We start from the raw sequence: 15,604 nt of genomic DNA, 5'->3' as shown, positions 1-15,604 counted from the left end.
GGGGAAACAAAAGAACAAGGCGACCCCAAGGTCGCCTTGTTTCATTCTGTCTCTTACCGCTGCAATACCGCTTTTTGCCCTCAGTCCAGCGACCGGGTCTCCCTGGCTGCCAGCACTTGCAGTGGCACCAGCCCCAATCGTCTGGCCAGAGGTTGCAACAACTCGCCATCTTCATCACCCTGCGGCAGCCAGTAGCGGACAGGCCAGCCGGCTGCCAGCTGCGCCGCGGTGGTGCTGCCAATCTCTCTGAGTGCCAGAGTGCAACCCTGCTGCCGCAATCCCGCCAGCAAGACACCATCCGGCTGCAGCGTCGGTACCAGCAACACCAGCGGCGTGCGGGAAGCCCCCGGCAGATAGGCCAGTAGATGGGTCAGCTGGGCCTGGTTGTCGAGCGGGACCAGCAGTGCCCGACCATCGGCATACTGCGCCTCGTGCGCTTGCAGCACACGGGCCAACACGGGCCCCAGCACACCGCACTCCTGCAGCCAGCGCATCTGGCAGGGCGCCCCCAGCTCACGCCACTCAAGCGCCAATTGCCACATCTCGTTGCCCTGTCCATCCGTCAGCGCCTGCAACGCCACTCGCAGCGGTGCAGGCTCGCGCCCTGCCAGCCACTCTCGCAGCTGATGAAGCTGCTGCTGACTCAACTGCAACTGCTGCAGCATGGCTGGCTCAAACCAGCTGATCGCCCCCTCCTGGCTACGCTTGGCCTGGTTGAGGGCTAGGATCGCCTGATCCAGCAACCGGGCGGCATCCTGTTGCTGCGCCTTGGCGACCCCGAGTCGACAGGCCAGATCGAAGCTGCACTCCCGGGTCACGAACTCGAAATGGAGCAGATCCACCAGCTCATGAATGGCGGTTTCCAGCGCATCATCTGCCTTGGTCAGCACCACGGCAAATTCGTCACCACCGAGGCGGTAAGCGTGACTGCCATGAGCCTGTTGCAGCTTGTTGGCCACCATCTGCAACAACCGATCACCGACCTGATAACCCAGCAGATCATTGACCTGCTTGAAGCGCTTGAGATCGAGCACCACCAGGGCGCTCACATCATCGGCATGCAGAGCGCGAGAGAGCTGCTCCTGCAGGGCACGGCGGTTGCCAAGCTGGGTCAGGGGATCGAGCAGGGCAAGCCGACGGTTCGCCAGATTGGCGCGAATAAGGGCAGCGACCAGAGCGCCGCCAGTCAGCAACAGGATCAGTTGCCAGATCTGCAGCCAGAACAGGCTGTTGCGGATTTGGCTGACCGAATGCTCTCGCTCCTGGCCGGAGAGGATCTGATCCCCTATCTGTTCGATGAGACGGGTCTGGCTGGCGATCGCCTCCTGCAAGCGGGCAAGCTCAGCCCCCTCGCGCAGCGCACCGGCCTCCATCTGGGGTTCGAGCTGCTTGATCTGCTCGAACAGGGTGGCCAGCGCCTTGCCGAGCCCGTGCCGCTGGCGCATCTCGGCGGTCTCGCTGCTGATGAGGAAGATGTCGAGCCGGTTCCACAGCAGATCGTAATCGAGGCTCAGGGTCTCCATCGACAGTCTGCCAGCCCGATAGAGCTGCAGGTCGTAGAGGAAACGCTGGGATTCGAGCATCACCTGGCTGATGTTCCAGTGGACATTGCGGTAGAAGGTATCGACCAGCTGCTCTTGCCGATACTGCAGATAGAGGCTGCTGCCCGACGAGAGCAGAAACAGCAGCGACACCGCAACCAACAGCAGATTTTGGCGGGATAGCCCCATCAATCGACGATCTCGATGCGGGTCACCTGCCACACCATGCAGTTGTGGATAGCTGGCACGTCCAGCTTGGGATAGGTGGTGAACGGGATGAGCAGCCAAAGCGGCCCCTTGTTGCGCCGGGTCAGCGGTTTGCCATCCTCCTGACGCACCAGGGTCAGCGGCACGCCGTCGAACAGGGCCAGATCTACCACCTGCTGATAGCCGTTGAGGGCCGAAACGGCGATCTTGTGAGCATCCGGGATCCCTTGCGCCGCCAGCACGGCTGACAGGGTCGGCCCGCGATAGTGGTGGGTGCCCTGGGTCCAGGGGGTAGTCGTGGTGAATTCGGTCTGTGGCAAGGCGGAGAGGGCCGCCTCATCGAGGGTCACCTGCTGGCCATCTGGCAGTACCAGGATCATCAGGGGGATGGAGGCCGATGCGCTGGCACTGGCCAGCATCAGGAGAAAAAAAGCGATCCATTGCTTTACTGCGGTCATGGTAATTTGCGCCAACTGCGTCCCATTTTTTAAATGGTTGCCAGTGTGGCGATTTCACCGAACCATTGCAACTGTCCCGTCGCACACTAGCTCAGGGACCGCGCATCTCCATCCAGTTGTGCCCCTCGACTTGCCTCGGTTGATGAATGCCGCACGCCTCCAGCAACTCATCGACATAGGCGGGCACCAGCAAGGAGGCCGGCCCATAGCGTTTTTCGTCAAACTGGCTACCTACCTCGCTCGGCTCGAGATTGAGCTCGATGGTGTGCGCCCCGTTGAGGCCCGCCTCATGGACAAACCCGGCCGCCGGATAGACAGCGCCAGAGGTGCCGATGGAGATAAAGAGATCGCACTGGGCCAGCGCACTGTAGATGCGATCCAGCCCGAGCGGCATTTCGCCAAACCAGACCACATGGGGGCGCATCGGCTGAGGGAACTGGCAGCAGGAGCAGAGCTCGTCCTGATGGAGATCACCGCGCCACTCGATCACCTGACCGGACTCTGGGCAGCGGGCCTTGAGCAGCTCCCCGTGCATATGGATAAGGTTCTTGCTACCCGCGCTCTCGTGCAGATTGTCGATGTTCTGGGTGACCAGGGTGACCGTGCCGGGCAAAAGCCGCTCGAGACGGGCCAGCGCATAGTGGGCCGGATTGGGATGAACCTGGGGCTGTTGCAGCTGTTTGCGGCGGGAGTTGTAAAAGCGCAGCACCAGTTCGGGATCCCGGGCATACCCCTCGGGGGTCGCCACGTCCTCGACCTTGTGCTCTTCCCACAAACCGTCGCAGGCACGAAAAGTCTTGATGCCGGATTCGGCAGAGATCCCCGCGCCGGTCAGGATCACGATATGTTTATATGACTGCGCCATAAGCTGCTCCGTCTATCCCCGCACAATAAATGTGACCTTAGCACAGGGAAAAAAGTGTCACTATTCGCCCTTGGTCTTAAGCGGCGCCGCTGGCGGTGCGGGTAACCAGGCATCCAGTACCGACAGATCCAGCCTGACAAAGACCATCTCCCGCCCGGTTACCAGGGTCAGCGGCAAGCCAAGGCGCTTGAGCAGGGTCAGCATCGGCCGGTTCTGGGCCAGCACTTCCGCCGTCCACTCCCGGATCCCGTCCGCCCTGGCCAGCAGTGCCAGCGCCAGCAGAATGCGCCGCCCCGCCCCCTTGTGCTGGAAGTGATCCGCCACGATGCAGGAGAACTCTGCCCGATCGGGATGAAGGCGACGGCGGATTGATTGCGCCTGAGCCAGCGGCTCACCGGCCAGATCAGTCAGCAGCAGCGAAATCTGTTGTTCGGGGTGGTAATTGAGAAATTGGGCCACCTGTTCCGGTGGCGGCGTCCGTTTCGGGCGCATAAAACGCAGATAGATGCTCTCTTCACTCAATGCATCGTAAGCGGCCAGCATGCGGGCAGGCGCCACACCATGCAGCTCGCGCAGCAAGCAAGGCACCCCGGAGACCTGCATCGCCAGTGGCAGCGCGGCCCGGGAAACCGGATGGGGCCAGCCCTCCAGCCCTTTGCCAAGGCGCTCCCGGTGCATGGGCCAGCAGAGGTAGCGCGGCATGGCTTACCAGCGCCCCGTCATACCGCGCTCTCTCCATACCTCGACGTCGAGCAGGTTGTAAGGATCATCCAGATAGACGGCGATCCCCAGCTCTCGAACCCGGGCCATAAAACGTCCCAGCAGGGAGTCCATGGCCAATGACTCTATTTCGGGTAAAAGCGCCTGCCCCAGCAGCAAAGCGCTCAACGGCAAACGCTCCAGCAGATCGAATGGCAAATGCTGGCTGTTATCGAGCAGCAACGCCAGCTTGCTCCCCGCCAGACTCGCTTGCAGTACCAGCGCAAACCGCTCTCCATTGCTCAACAGGTGATCCCGACGATGGATCAATAATGTCAGCTCTGTGGGGCTACGTGACTGATCCGTCAACCACTCTTTAAGTGCCTCCCAGCGGCCGGGTAAACCCGTTACCGCCAGCCAGACCGGATGAGGAGTCGCGGGGCTGGAGAGCAGCCCAAGTTGCCCCTGCACTTCCCCCTGCCAACGACGAATTGTTCGACGTTGGCCACTCAGCCGACGCTGACGCAGAGGCCCCAGATAGAGTCCGCGCAGCAACCTGAGCAACTCGTTGCCATCGAGTGGCTTGGCCAGTGCTGCCAGCACATTGAAACCGGCATCGTGCAGCAGACGGCGGGCACCGTCGATCAATGTCTGCTCGTGCGCCGACAAGAGAATGATCGGCAACCCGCTGCGCTGAATTTGCGGCTGGCTCATCAGCAGGCTGATGGCATCCTGCTCCACCAGACTGAGATCACACACCAGCAGACTGATGTCGCCAGCCTCCAACGCAGCAAGACAGGCAGTTTCATCCTGCACCCACTGGCAGGAGAGCCCCAGTTCGGCGATAGCTTGCTGTAACTGCATCCCCTGAAACGGGTGATCCTCGAGCAGCAGCACCTTGTTAGCGGCCAGCCAGTTGCACCAGTCACGGTAACTGGCGGCAAGTCCTCCCAGCCAATCTTCACCAATGGCATAAATTCCCTGATGATGCTGCAACTCGGGGAAATAGTCCGCCTGCTGGTGAGCGGCAGGATCGTAAAGGGCAATGGCTCCTGCCGCAAACAACCCTTCCCACTGCCAGCAGGCGTCCGGTTGGGTGCGCTGCAAAGTGACATAGGAGGGGAGTGTCGTGCTCTTTGCCAGCTCATGGGAGGCCCGATCAAGCGCATACAGCAAGACAGGGCAAAAATCTGCCGCCCCGTGCTCTTCCGAGTCGAGCAACGCCAGCAGTTCTTCATCAGTAATGATCATCTTGGGTCCTTTTCGAGAAATGCTGGCTGAACTCATCCAACGCCCGGTTCAAACTGCTCTGGAGAGCTGGATGGGGGGCTTGTTGCCACTCGTCAATCACCGTCACCAGCGCCGTGGCTCCTACCATTCTGGCGGCCCCCTTCAGCTTGTGTAAAGCAGCATTCACGCCAACTTCATCTTCTTCTGTGCAGCAGCGTTCAAGTTCGGCCAAATCATCACGGGTAGCCTTCAGATAAAGGGCCGCCAGTTCATCGGTCAGCAACGAGGCAACCGGCGTCGGGGCGACAGCATTGCTCCCCTCTTTGCCAATATGGCGCAGCAAGGTCGCCAGCACCTTGAGGGCGACCGGCTTGTCCAGATGACCATCGCAACCGCAGGATTGCAGCTCCCTTGCCGCTTGCTCACTGAGATCTGCGGTGATCACATAGACCGGAAGACGGGCCCAACGGGCGGATTTGCGCAATTGCCTGCACAGTTCGGCCCCGTTCATCACCGGCATCTGCAGGTCTGTCAACACAAGATCCACCTGGTGCTTCACCAGCATCTCCAGCGCTAGCTGCCCATTGGCGGCACTGACTACGCTTGCACCGAGTTGCCCCAGTTGCATACAGATCAGCTCCCGGTTGACATCGTGATCCTCAACAAGCAGTACCCGCATACCAAGCCCGGGCTGCATCTCACCCACAGGTTGCTCTGATGTCATCCGTGGCTGGAACAGGCTGATCATGGTGCCCGGCACCCAGGACTCCCCCTGCCATGACCAGTGATACAGACTATCCTCGTCTATCTCGGCCTGCAGCAGATCAACCGCACGACTGGCAACATGAATACCGAGCCTGGACAACCAGGGCGTGACCCCCAAAACCTCATCGTGAGGCAGTGAGAGGGATAACTGGCGTACTCTTGGCTGCCAATCGATATCTTGCTGAACCTGTTGCAACGGCAACTCGCAGAAGAAGCGGCTACCACCGCCCGGGCGTCCCTCGACATCGATAAGCCCCCCCATCTGCTCGAGCAGCTGCTTGCAGATGGCCAGACCAAGGCCGGTGCCCGGCGCCCGCAACTGCCCTTCAACAGCAAACTGTTCGAATGGCATAAAGAGAGTGGGACGCATCTTGGCGGTGATCCCCGGCCCTTCATCATCGACCCCGAAGCGCAAGGTCGATGCGACTACCTCGACCCACAGCACCACTTCCCCACGCAGGCTGAACTTGATGGCATTGGAGAGCAGATTGTGGAGCACTTGCCGTACCCGATGGGGATCGAGAGTCAGCAAGGCTGGCAAGGCGGGGTCAAGCCGCAATCGTAATTGCAGCCGTTTGGATCTGGCCTTGCTCCAGTGCACCGCCGCCACGTGCTCGCACAGCTCGGCGAAATCGGTGGGCTGGGGCGAGAGGGAGAGTTTGCTGTTTTCGTTGCGACTAAAGTCGAGTACATCGTTGAGCAGGCCGAGCAGCTCATCCCCCGCCTGACGCACCCGCGCCAGCGCCGAATCCTGCTCTCTCGACAAAGGAGTGCTGGCCAGCCACTCCAGCAAGCCGAGCATGGCGTTCATCGGCGTGCGGATCTCGTGGCTGATGGCAGCCAAAAAGCGCCCCTTGGCCAGAACTGCCTGTTGCGCCTGCTCATGGGAGTGCTGCAGAGCCTGATCCTGCTCGACCCGGGCAGTGGCATCCTGCATCACCGCATAAATTCGCCAACCCTGCGGTTGACTGCGGCCACGGCCATAGAACTGCAACCAGCGTAGACCCTTGGTCGGATGGTGATAACGCAGGGTGAATGCGAAGGGTTTGCCAGCCTGCAACATGTCGAACATCTCACGGCTTACCCGGCGGCGATCCTCGCGCTCCAGCATAGTGAGCACCCGTTTGGGCTCACGACGGATCTGCTGGCTCGCCAGCCCCAGCAGCTCGTAACAGCCTCGGCTGATAAACTCGATCCCCCCTACCCGTCCCCGCTCGAACATAAACTGCAGCACCACGCCGGGGACTGTATTGGTCAGGGCACGCAGGCGGCGCTCTGCCTGACGCAGAAAACGGGCCTGCTCACGCAGCACACTGATATCCGACAGGGCGATGAGATCGGTGGCGGGGGCCTGCTTGTCCAGCCGCAGCGGATGCTGGGCATAGGCGAAGACCTGATCCCCCAGCACCAACTCCCCTTCACTCTTCTGAGGCTGCACCGGTGGCAGCATCAACTGCTGCGAATAGCGCAGGGCCAGACGTCGCCCCTGTTTATTGGATTTGATCACCTTGCCCTGGCTGTTGCGCAGATAGACGGGCACCGGCAACGCCTGAAACATGGTTTCCCGCAGCTCGCTCTCGATGGCCAGCGCCTTCTCGGCGGCGTGACGCTGGGCCACTTCCCGTGCCAGTTGCTGGCGGGAACGCCAGATCCCGCCGATGACAATACCGCTGATCAGCAGTGCCATGGCAATGGAGCCAAACCAGGCGGCGTAGCTCACGCCGGGCTGCTGCACGACGAGCAAGCGGCGCCAGCGCTGGTTAAGTTCGTCGATCTGGGTGCTGGTCAGGGCCATCAGATTGCGATCCATCACCCCGGCCAGTTCGGTCTGACTCTTGTTGATGGCAAAGCCAAGACTGAAGCGATCTTCCAGCTCCTCGATATTGAGCCCTTCCAGCAAGTTGGTACGCTGGGGATATTGCAGCTGATATAGCTCGCTCAGCATGGCGTCAGCCTTGCCTTGCTTGATCGCTGATAACCCCTGCTCGAGGCCGTCGGTGCGAAGCCACTCCTGATCACCAAGCAGGGCGAGCAAGGAGGGATCGTAGAGGGATTCAGGCACCAGAATACGCTGCCGCTTGAGCTGGGTGATGCGAGCGGCAGCCAGCTTGCGCTTGCTGATCAAGGCAAACCGATTGGTGGAGATCGTCCGACTGAAAATGAACTGATCCGTCAATGCCGGGGATTCCGGCAAGCCGGCCATCATATCCGCCTCACCAAGGCGCAGCTTTTCTACGGCCTCCGCCTTGCTGGCTGCAGGCACCAGCTTGTATTTCAAGCCGGTCTCCTGGGTGACCCAGCGCAGCACATCCGCGCTCCACCCTTTCGCCTCCCCCAGATCATTGACGCCGCTATAGGGCATCAACTCAGGATTGACCACCAGGCGAATGGTGCGCCCGCGGCCGGATAACCAGGCCTGCTCGGTATCGCTGAAGTGAGGCTGGTTGACGTAGAGCGACCCCTGATCGAGATAACGGGCCAGATCGGTATAGATAGTACCGGCGGGCATATGACGGATCAGGGTGTCCACCAGATTGGCCAACTCAGGCTGATCACGCATCATCAGGCGATAGCTGATGATCCGATCCTCACCAAACAGGCGGCGCAGGCGCAACCCATCGGCAGGAAACTCGCGCATCAGATAGCGCAGTTGCAGATAGTCCCCCAGATAGGCGTCACCCTTGCCACTCTGCAGCGCGTCGTAGACCTTCTCTCCGCTCTTTAGGGAAATAATGCGCGCCTGAGGATAGAGCTCGTGCAGCAGGCGGGCTGAGTCTGCCACCGAGTAGACCAGAAAGCGGGCCTGTTTGAGATTTTCACCCTTGTAGAGGATGGCGGCATCGGTCTCCATCATCGGACGACTTAACCGCATGCCCTCCACGGCCTTCTTGCGGGTTCCGACATAGGGAATGATGTCGCAGTCACCCTCTGCGAGCCCGTTGCGCAATGTCTGCCAATCGGGCAGCTCTTTGAGCACAAGTGGAATAGGGAACAGCTCCTGCAACCGGGCGAGGCGATCCTTGAGCAGTCCCCCCTCGGCCATCAGGTATGGTGGAGGAAGCGTCGCAGGATAGCAGAGCGAAAGCTGACTCAGTGAATTTACATAAGCTTGGGTCGCCGGCGCCAACGGCAGCACTGTGGTCTGCAAAGGCTTGGCTTGCAATGGCAGTGCCAGTACAGCACCCAGAAGAAAAATGGGGAATTTGGTCATCTGAAAACAAAAGCCAGGCATCTGCCTGGCTTTTTATCACTCGTTGGGTTCAACATTTTCTACCCTGGCCTTGAGCTTCTGGCCAGGCCGGAAGGTCACCACACGGCGGGCGCTGATCGGAATATCCTCGCCCGTCTTGGGGTTGCGTCCGGGACGCTGATTCTTCTCACGAAGGTCAAAGTTACCGAAGCCTGAAATCTTGACTTGTTCACCACGCTCAAGCGCCTGTCGGATTTCCTCAAAGAAGGCTTCCACCATATCTTTGGCTTCACGCTTGCTCATCCCGAGCTGGGTGAACAGGTGCTCTGCAATGTCGGCTTTGGTAAGCGCCATAGATCAATCCCTCAAGGATGCATTCAACTCTTCACCAAGGGCCCGCACGACATTGTCTACGGTCTCGGCAATCTCTTTCTCCTCCAGGGTGCGCTGGGTGTCTTGCAATACAAGACTGATGGCTAGGCTCTTCTTGTCCTCTGCCATACCAGCACCCTGGTATACGTCAAACAAGTTTATTCCAACTACCTGATTTCCGCCAACTTTTTTAATTACCGCAAGCACATCACCTGCCAGAACCTGACGATCGACCACGACGGCGATGTCGCGACGGTTCGCCGGGAACTTGGAAACTTCGGCTGCCACAGGCACCTTGGCCGGGGTCAGCTTGTCCAGCTCCAGCTCAAACATCACCGCGCGGCTCTTGAGGCCCAGCTTCTTCTCGAGGCTCGGGTGGATCACGCCGATGTGGCCGATGATCTCGCCATTGCGCAGGATGGCTGCGCTCTGGCCCGGGTGCAGGGCGCTGTGCTCGGTACGCTCGAAGGTAAAGGTGGCCCCTTCGGCGGTCAAGTCCAGCACCGCTTCCAGATCCCCTTTCAAATCAAAGAAGTCGGCTGCGCGGGTTTTGATGTCCCAGTGCTCGTCGCTCTGGTTGCCGGTGATGATACCGGCCAACATCGGCTCCTGACGGATGCCGTTCTCGGCGCTTTCATCCTTGATGAAACGCAGACCCTGTTCAAACAGACGCACGCGCGGCTGCTGACGGTTCTGGTTGTAAACAACAGCTTGCACCAGACCCGGGAACAGAGAGACACGCATCGCGGACATTTCGACCGAGATCGGGTTCGGCAGTACGATGGCATCGCTCTGCGGGAACAGGGTTTGCTGGGTCTTGGGATCAACGAAGCTGTAGGTGATCGCTTCCTGGAAACCGCGGTCAACCAGCAGGTCGCGTACGCGCTTCAAGGTCACCTGCCCTTCTGCCTGCTCAACCATCGCCAGAGAGGCGGCCGGTTTCAGGTTCGGAATGTTGTTGTAGCCGTAGATGCGAGCCACTTCCTCGATGAGGTCTTCCTCGATGGCGATATCGAAACGCCAGGAGGGCGCCAACGCAGTCCAACCGTCAGCATCCACAGTCACCTGCATGCCGAGGCGAGTCAGGATCTCGACCACCTGAGCATCCGCCACGCTGATACCGATTACCTTGTCGAGCTTGGCGCGACGCAGCTTGATGGGTGCCGCTTTCGGCAGATGGGCATCGGATTTGACCTCGATGACCGGACCCGCGTCGCCGCCGCAGATATCCAGCAGCAGGCGAGTTGCACGGTCCATCACCTTGGCTTGCAGCTCCGGATCCACCCCGCGCTCGAAGCGATGGGATGAGTCGGTGTGCAGACCGTAAGTACGGGCACGGCCGGTGATGGAGAGCGGCGCGAAGAAGGCACACTCCAGCAAAATGTCGGTGGTGGTCTCGGATACACCAGTGCGGTTGCCGCCGAAGATACCGGCCATGCAGGCAGGACCTTTGGCATCGGCAATCACCAGGGTGGTATCTTTGAGCTTCACTTCGTTGCCGTCGAGCAGGGTCATCGGCTCGTCAGCGTGGGCGCGACGTACCACCAGTTCCCCTTCCAGGGTAGCCAGATCGAAGGCGTGCATCGGCTGACCGTATTCCAGCAGCAGATAGTTGGTGATGTCGACGATGGCGTCGATGGAGCGAATGCCGCCACGGCGCAGCTTCTCTTGCATCCAGAGCGGGCTCTGGGCCTGCAAGTTCAGCCCCTTGATGACGCGGCCCAGATAACGGGGGCAATCAGCTGGTGCTTCAACCCGGATCGGGAAAGTTGCATCAATAGTGGCAACAGCTGGTGCCCAGGTCGGCTCGACCACGTCGACGCTGTTGAGCACGCCGATTTCACGGGCCAGACCGGCGATACCGAGACAATCGGCACGGTTCGGAGTCAGATCAACATCGATGGAGACGTCGTTCAGATTGAGGTAGTCACGAATATCGGTACCGATGGGGGCATCGGCCGGCAGCTCGATGATGCCATCGGCTTCAACGTCGATACCCAGCTCACTGAAAGAGCAGAGCATGCCGTGGGACGGCTGACCACGCAGTTTGGCTTTCTTGATGGTGAAATCACCCGGCAGGGTCGCCCCTACTTTGGCCACACACACTTTCAAGCCCTGACGGCAGTTTGGCGCGCCGCAGACGATGTCCAGCAACTCGGCCTCACCCACGTTGACCTTGGTCACCCGCAGCTTGTCGGCGTCAGGATGTTGGGCGCACTCGACCACTTCACCCACCACCACATTGTTGAACTGGCCAGCCACCGCTTCCACGGCGTCCACTTCCAGACCGGCCATGGTGATCTGCTCGGCCAGCGCGTTGTCACTCAACTCGGTGCGGACCCACTCCATCACCCAGGATTTACTGAATTTCATGTTCTCTCGCCCTTACTTGAACTGCTTGAGGAAGCGCAGGTCGTTTTCGAAGAAGGCACGCAGGTCGTTGACCCCGTAACGCAGCATGGTCAGGCGCTCAACGCCCATGCCGAAGGCAAAGCCCGAGTATTTTTCCGGATCGATGCCGACCGAACGCAGTACGTTCGGGTGAACCATGCCGCAGCCCAGCACTTCCAGCCACTTGCCGTTCTTGCCCATTACGTCCACTTCAGCGCTCGGCTCGGTGAACGGGAAATAGGAAGGACGGAAGCGAATGGTCAGGTCTTCCTCGAAGTAGTTGCGCAGGAAGTCGTGCAGAATGCCCTTCAGCTCGGTAAAGCTGGCATGCTCGTCAACCAGCAGGCCTTCAACCTGATGGAACATCGGGGTGTGGGTCATGTCGTAGTCGTTACGATAGACGCGGCCCGGTGCAATGATGCGGATCGGCGGCTGCTGATGCTCCATGGTGCGGATCTGCACACCGGAGGTGTGGGTACGCAGCATCAGATCAGGATTGAAGTAGAAGGTATCGTGATCGGTACGCGCCGGGTGATGAGCCGGAATATTCAGCGCATCGAAGTTGTGAAAGCCATCTTCAATCTCGGGACCACGGGCAACCTTGAAGCCCATCTCACCAAACAGGCGCTCGATGCGCTCGATGGTGCGGGTCACCGGGTGCAGACCGCCATTCTCGATGCGGCGGCCCGGCAGGCTGACATCGATGGTCTCGGCGGCCAGCTTCTGGTTCAGCACGGCGACTTCGAGCGCTTCACGACGCTCGTTCAGCGCATCCTGAACCTGCTGTTTTGCCTGGTTGATCACGGCGCCCGCGGCGGGACGCTCTTCGGCAGACAAGGCACCCAGGCCCTTCATCTGCTCGGTAAAAAAGCCCTTTTTACCCAGATATTTGACCCGGATTTCGTCGAGGGTCGCGATATCGCTCACGCCCTCAATTTCGGCTCTGGCCTGGCCGACTACTTCTTCAAGCTGTTGCATGTCTTCCTCGTCACCACTCCCGATACAGGAGCCTTTAGGCTAAATAAGGTCAAGAGGGGAATAATACAAAAAAAGCCCCTTCGCTGACCATAGTTAAGGTGGGCTTTTCTCCCTACAAATCATTTTGTTATATCAAGCGAGTCTCATCGATTTACCGTCACTCTTTAAATAGTAGAATAAAGACATGGTTTGTTGGCATACAATCCATTTATAGAACTAGTGATCTCCCACATGTCACTTTGTATGGAGAAAACTGTAGCGCGTGTAAAACAGTGGACAAAACGTGGACGGGAGAAAGAAAAACGTGATGTAAAACCGTGAATGACATGTCTAGTCCTGAAATAGGTTTACACATTTTCAACTAGCATTTTTCTACTCAGAACCCTCTATGTACCGCATCGGGGGTTCTGTATTTCAACGCATGATGCGGCCGCTCCATGTTGTAAATATTCACAGCTTCACGCACCATTTCCCGCGCTTGCGTCAAATCCTACGGGCTTTGCAACAACAACTCTCCTTTCAAAATCCCGTTCACCCGCTCCGCCAACGCATTCTGGTAACAGTCATACCCATCCGTCATCGAGCATTTCACCCCGTACCGTTCATGCAATGACTGATACAGCCCCGAGCAATACTGCACGCCGCGGTCTGAGTGATGGATTAGCGCCCCGCCGCCACGCCGTTGCTTCAGCGCTTTCTTGAACGCCATCGCTACCGACTCGGCGTGCATCCCCTCGTGCACGTGATGGCCCACTATCTTGCGTGAGTAAGCATCCGTCACCAGGCTCAGGTACAGCGGCCCGCTCCTGGCTGGCAGATAGGTGATGTCGGCGACCCAGACCTGCTCCGGTGCCACCGGCGTGACCTGCTCCGGCCCCGCCTTGAGCAAGTTGGGATGACGGTAGAAACGGTGAAAACTGTGGGTGGTCTTGTGATACGCCCGCCTGGGCTGGACCAGCAAGCGGTACTCGGCCAATATCCGAAACAGCCTGTCCCGCCCGACCTTGAGCCCGCCATCATCCTGACCCTGGAGCAGATAATGCAGCTTGCGAGTACCCACCCGAGGTTGTCGCAGTCGAACCTGACGCACAAAGCGCACCACCTGCAGCCCTTGAGCATGGCGCTCGTCGGCGACCCGATTGCGCTTGTAGTAAGCCTGCCGGCTTATCCCCAGAAACAGGCAAGCCCTGACGATGGTCAGCTTCTCGACTTGCCGCTGCGAGAGGACTTGCCGGGTCGCTTTTTTACGATGGAGACGCCGTATTCATTCTTCAGTACATCGACGACGGCCTCAAAGAACTGGGCCTTCTGACTCATCAGCGCCAGCTGTTGCTCGAGTTCCTTGATGCGCTGTTCGGGCGTCTGGTTGTCGGGGTCAGGCATGGTGATGCTCCTGCCGGCGCGCACAGAAGCCCCCTGGCTCCAATCTTGCCGACCATGTTTACGCAACCATACCAGAACGGTGGAGCGGCCCTGAATGCCATAACGCACCTGAGCCTGTTTGTAGGTGAGCTCGCCTTTTTCAATCTGCTCGACCAGTGCCAGTTTAAAAGTCAGCGAGTAATCGCGCTGTGTCCGTTTCACACCTTGTCCCATCGGGTTCTCCATGTATTGGGGGGAAAGGTGTAAACCATATTCAGGACGGGACAACAGATACAAAAAAGGAGGCCTGAGCCTCCTTTATTTTTGATAACAGTGCTGGAATTAGACCAGAGCTGCTTTAGCTTTTTCAACCAGGGCGGTGAAAGCCAGCTTGTCGTGAACGGCGATATCGGACAGGATCTTGCGATCGATCTCGATAGAAGCCTTCTTCAGACCGTTGATCAGACGGCTGTAGGACAGACCGTTCTGACGGGCAGCAGCGTTGATACGCGCAATCCACAGCTGACGGAATTGACGCTTTTTCTGGCGACGGTCACGGTAGGCATACTGACCAGCTTTGGTTACCGCTTGTACCGCTACGCGGTAAACACGGGAACGGGCGCCGTAGTAACCCTTGGCGGCTTTCATTACTTTCTTGTGACGAGCACGAGCAGTCACACCACGTTTAACTCTTGGCATTTTTCACATCCCCCCTTATGCGTACGGCAGACAAGCGACAACACGTTTGTGGTCGGCAGCGGAAACAAAAAACTTCGGTCCCAGCTGACGCTTACGCTTACTGCTCTTCTTGGTCAGGATGTGACGCAGGTGGTTATGCTTGCACTTGAAGCGACCTGAGCCAGTCTTCTTGAAGCGCTTTGCGGCGCCCCGGTTGGTTTTCATCTTCGGCATTTCATACTCCGCATTGTGAGTGACAACAAAATCGCAAGGCGAACCGACTCATGGAGCGAGCCCCATGAGTCAATTTCTTGTGGGCCTTAAGATTTCTTCTTAGGTGCGAGGACCATCACAGCTTGACGGCCTTCGACTTTCGGGAACGATTCGACTACGGCTAACTCTTCCAGATCGTTCTTGACGCGCTCAAGAACCTTGATACCAAGATCCTGGTGTGCCATTTCACGACCACGGAAGCGCAGGGTGACCTTAGCCTTGTCCCCGTCTTCCAGAAAGCGAACCAGGTTGCGTAGTTTTACCTGATAGTCGCCTTCGTCAGTGCCAGGACGGAATTTGATCTCCTTGACCTGGACGACTTTCTGCTTTTTCTTCTGTTCTTTGGTGGTTTTGCTCTTTTCGTAGAGGAATTTGCCGTAATCCATGATCCGGCAAACGGGCGGCTCGGCGTTCGGACTGATCTCGACCAGATCCACTTCGGCCTCTGCGGCCAAGTTCAGTGCTTCCTGGATAGATACGATGCCAAGAGCTTCGCCATCCAGACCAGCCAAACGAACTTCTTTCAGACGGATCTCTTCATTGATCCGGTGAGCGCGGGCTTGCGGTTGCTTGCCCAGTTTTTTTCCGCCTTTTA

At 58.7% G+C, this 15,604-nt stretch carries 12 protein-coding genes and 1 pseudogene; all 13 read right to left on the bottom strand.

Going from position 1 to position 15,604, the window contains the following annotated elements; genetic code table 11:
* Positions 1–80: 80 nt before the first annotated feature.
* Positions 81–1,730 (bottom strand): diguanylate cyclase, encoded by a 1,650-nt coding sequence (locus I6L44_RS06020; RefSeq protein WP_216953558.1) that lies wholly within the window; start codon positions 1,728–1,730, stop codon positions 81–83.
* Positions 1,730–2,206, bottom strand: a complete 477-nt coding sequence (locus I6L44_RS06015) for a hypothetical protein (protein WP_216953557.1) — start codon at positions 2,204–2,206, stop codon at positions 1,730–1,732. The genes I6L44_RS06020 and I6L44_RS06015 overlap by 1 nt, the downstream gene beginning before the upstream one ends.
* A gap of 91 nt (positions 2,207–2,297) precedes the next feature.
* Positions 2,298–3,071 carry a Sir2 family NAD+-dependent deacetylase gene (cobB, locus tag I6L44_RS06010; protein WP_005351956.1) on the bottom strand — a complete coding sequence of 258 codons (774 nt, stop codon included), beginning with the start codon at positions 3,069–3,071 and terminating at the stop codon, positions 2,298–2,300.
* Between the two features lie 60 nt (positions 3,072–3,131).
* Positions 3,132–3,773: a GNAT family N-acetyltransferase gene (locus tag I6L44_RS06005; protein WP_123173087.1), complete on the bottom strand. Its 642-nt coding sequence runs from the start codon at positions 3,771–3,773 to the stop codon at positions 3,132–3,134.
* A gap of 3 nt (positions 3,774–3,776) precedes the next feature.
* On the bottom strand, positions 3,777–5,021 hold the full coding sequence (locus tag I6L44_RS06000; protein ID WP_216953556.1) for a response regulator: 1,245 nt from the start codon (positions 5,019–5,021) through the stop codon (positions 3,777–3,779).
* Complete coding sequence (locus tag I6L44_RS05995; RefSeq protein WP_216953555.1) at positions 5,008–8,997, bottom strand: transporter substrate-binding domain-containing protein; 3,990 nt, start codon at positions 8,995–8,997, stop codon at positions 5,008–5,010. Before I6L44_RS05995 ends, I6L44_RS06000 begins: the two co-directional genes overlap by 14 nt.
* 15 nt (positions 8,998–9,012) lie before the next feature.
* Positions 9,013–9,309 carry an integration host factor subunit alpha gene (ihfA, locus tag I6L44_RS05990; protein WP_005300715.1) on the bottom strand — a complete coding sequence of 99 codons (297 nt, stop codon included), beginning with the start codon at positions 9,307–9,309 and terminating at the stop codon, positions 9,013–9,015.
* A gap of 3 nt (positions 9,310–9,312) precedes the next feature.
* Positions 9,313–11,700: a phenylalanine--tRNA ligase subunit beta gene (gene pheT, locus I6L44_RS05985; protein ID WP_202004652.1), complete on the bottom strand. Its 2,388-nt coding sequence runs from the start codon at positions 11,698–11,700 to the stop codon at positions 9,313–9,315.
* Positions 11,701–11,712: 12 nt separating this feature from the next.
* Complete coding sequence (gene pheS / locus I6L44_RS05980; protein WP_005336686.1) at positions 11,713–12,696, bottom strand: phenylalanine--tRNA ligase subunit alpha; 984 nt, start codon at positions 12,694–12,696, stop codon at positions 11,713–11,715.
* 376 nt (positions 12,697–13,072) lie between these two features.
* Positions 13,073–14,292 (bottom strand): annotated as a pseudogene (locus tag I6L44_RS05975) (IS3 family transposase).
* A 108-nt stretch (positions 14,293–14,400) separates the two neighbouring features.
* Positions 14,401–14,757: a 50S ribosomal protein L20 gene (rplT, locus tag I6L44_RS05970; protein WP_005300683.1), complete on the bottom strand. Its 357-nt coding sequence runs from the start codon at positions 14,755–14,757 to the stop codon at positions 14,401–14,403.
* 15 nt (positions 14,758–14,772) lie between these two features.
* Positions 14,773–14,970 carry a 50S ribosomal protein L35 gene (gene rpmI, locus I6L44_RS05965; protein WP_005300673.1) on the bottom strand — a complete coding sequence of 66 codons (198 nt, stop codon included), beginning with the start codon at positions 14,968–14,970 and terminating at the stop codon, positions 14,773–14,775.
* An 86-nt stretch (positions 14,971–15,056) separates the two neighbouring features.
* Positions 15,057–15,587: a translation initiation factor IF-3 gene (gene infC, locus I6L44_RS05960; protein ID WP_234923365.1), complete on the bottom strand. Its 531-nt coding sequence runs from the start codon at positions 15,585–15,587 to the stop codon at positions 15,057–15,059.
* Between the last annotated feature and the right edge of the window lie 17 nt (positions 15,588–15,604).

The organism is Aeromonas sp. FDAARGOS 1414 (genome assembly GCF_019047065.1).
Classification (GTDB): domain Bacteria; phylum Pseudomonadota; class Gammaproteobacteria; order Enterobacterales; family Aeromonadaceae; genus Aeromonas; species Aeromonas veronii_A.
This window is presented reverse-complemented; position numbering and strand designations above follow the sequence as displayed.

Bases quoted from the DNA above. Each gene is read 5' to 3' on its own strand.
- pheT (WP_202004652.1), bottom strand. From the start codon at position 11,700: ATGAAATTCAGTAAATCCTGGGTGATGGAGTGGGTCCGCACCGAGTTG.
- I6L44_RS06000 (WP_216953556.1), bottom strand. From the start codon at position 5,021: ATGATCATTACTGATGAAGAACTGCTGGCGTTGCTCGACTCGGAAGAG.
- I6L44_RS06015 (WP_216953557.1), bottom strand. From the start codon at position 2,206: ATGACCGCAGTAAAGCAATGGATCGCTTTTTTTCTCCTGATGCTGGCC.
- rplT (WP_005300683.1), bottom strand. From the start codon at position 14,757: ATGCCAAGAGTTAAACGTGGTGTGACTGCTCGTGCTCGTCACAAGAAA.
- pheS (WP_005336686.1), bottom strand. From the start codon at position 12,696: ATGCAACAGCTTGAAGAAGTAGTCGGCCAGGCCAGAGCCGAAATTGAG.
- rpmI (WP_005300673.1), bottom strand. From the start codon at position 14,970: ATGCCGAAGATGAAAACCAACCGGGGCGCCGCAAAGCGCTTCAAGAAG.
- cobB (WP_005351956.1), bottom strand. From the start codon at position 3,071: ATGGCGCAGTCATATAAACATATCGTGATCCTGACCGGCGCGGGGATC.
- ihfA (WP_005300715.1), bottom strand. From the start codon at position 9,309: ATGGCGCTTACCAAAGCCGACATTGCAGAGCACCTGTTCACCCAGCTC.
- I6L44_RS06020 (WP_216953558.1), bottom strand. From the start codon at position 1,730: ATGGGGCTATCCCGCCAAAATCTGCTGTTGGTTGCGGTGTCGCTGCTG.
- I6L44_RS06005 (WP_123173087.1), bottom strand. From the start codon at position 3,773: ATGCCGCGCTACCTCTGCTGGCCCATGCACCGGGAGCGCCTTGGCAAA.
- I6L44_RS05995 (WP_216953555.1), bottom strand. From the start codon at position 8,997: ATGCCTGGCTTTTGTTTTCAGATGACCAAATTCCCCATTTTTCTTCTG.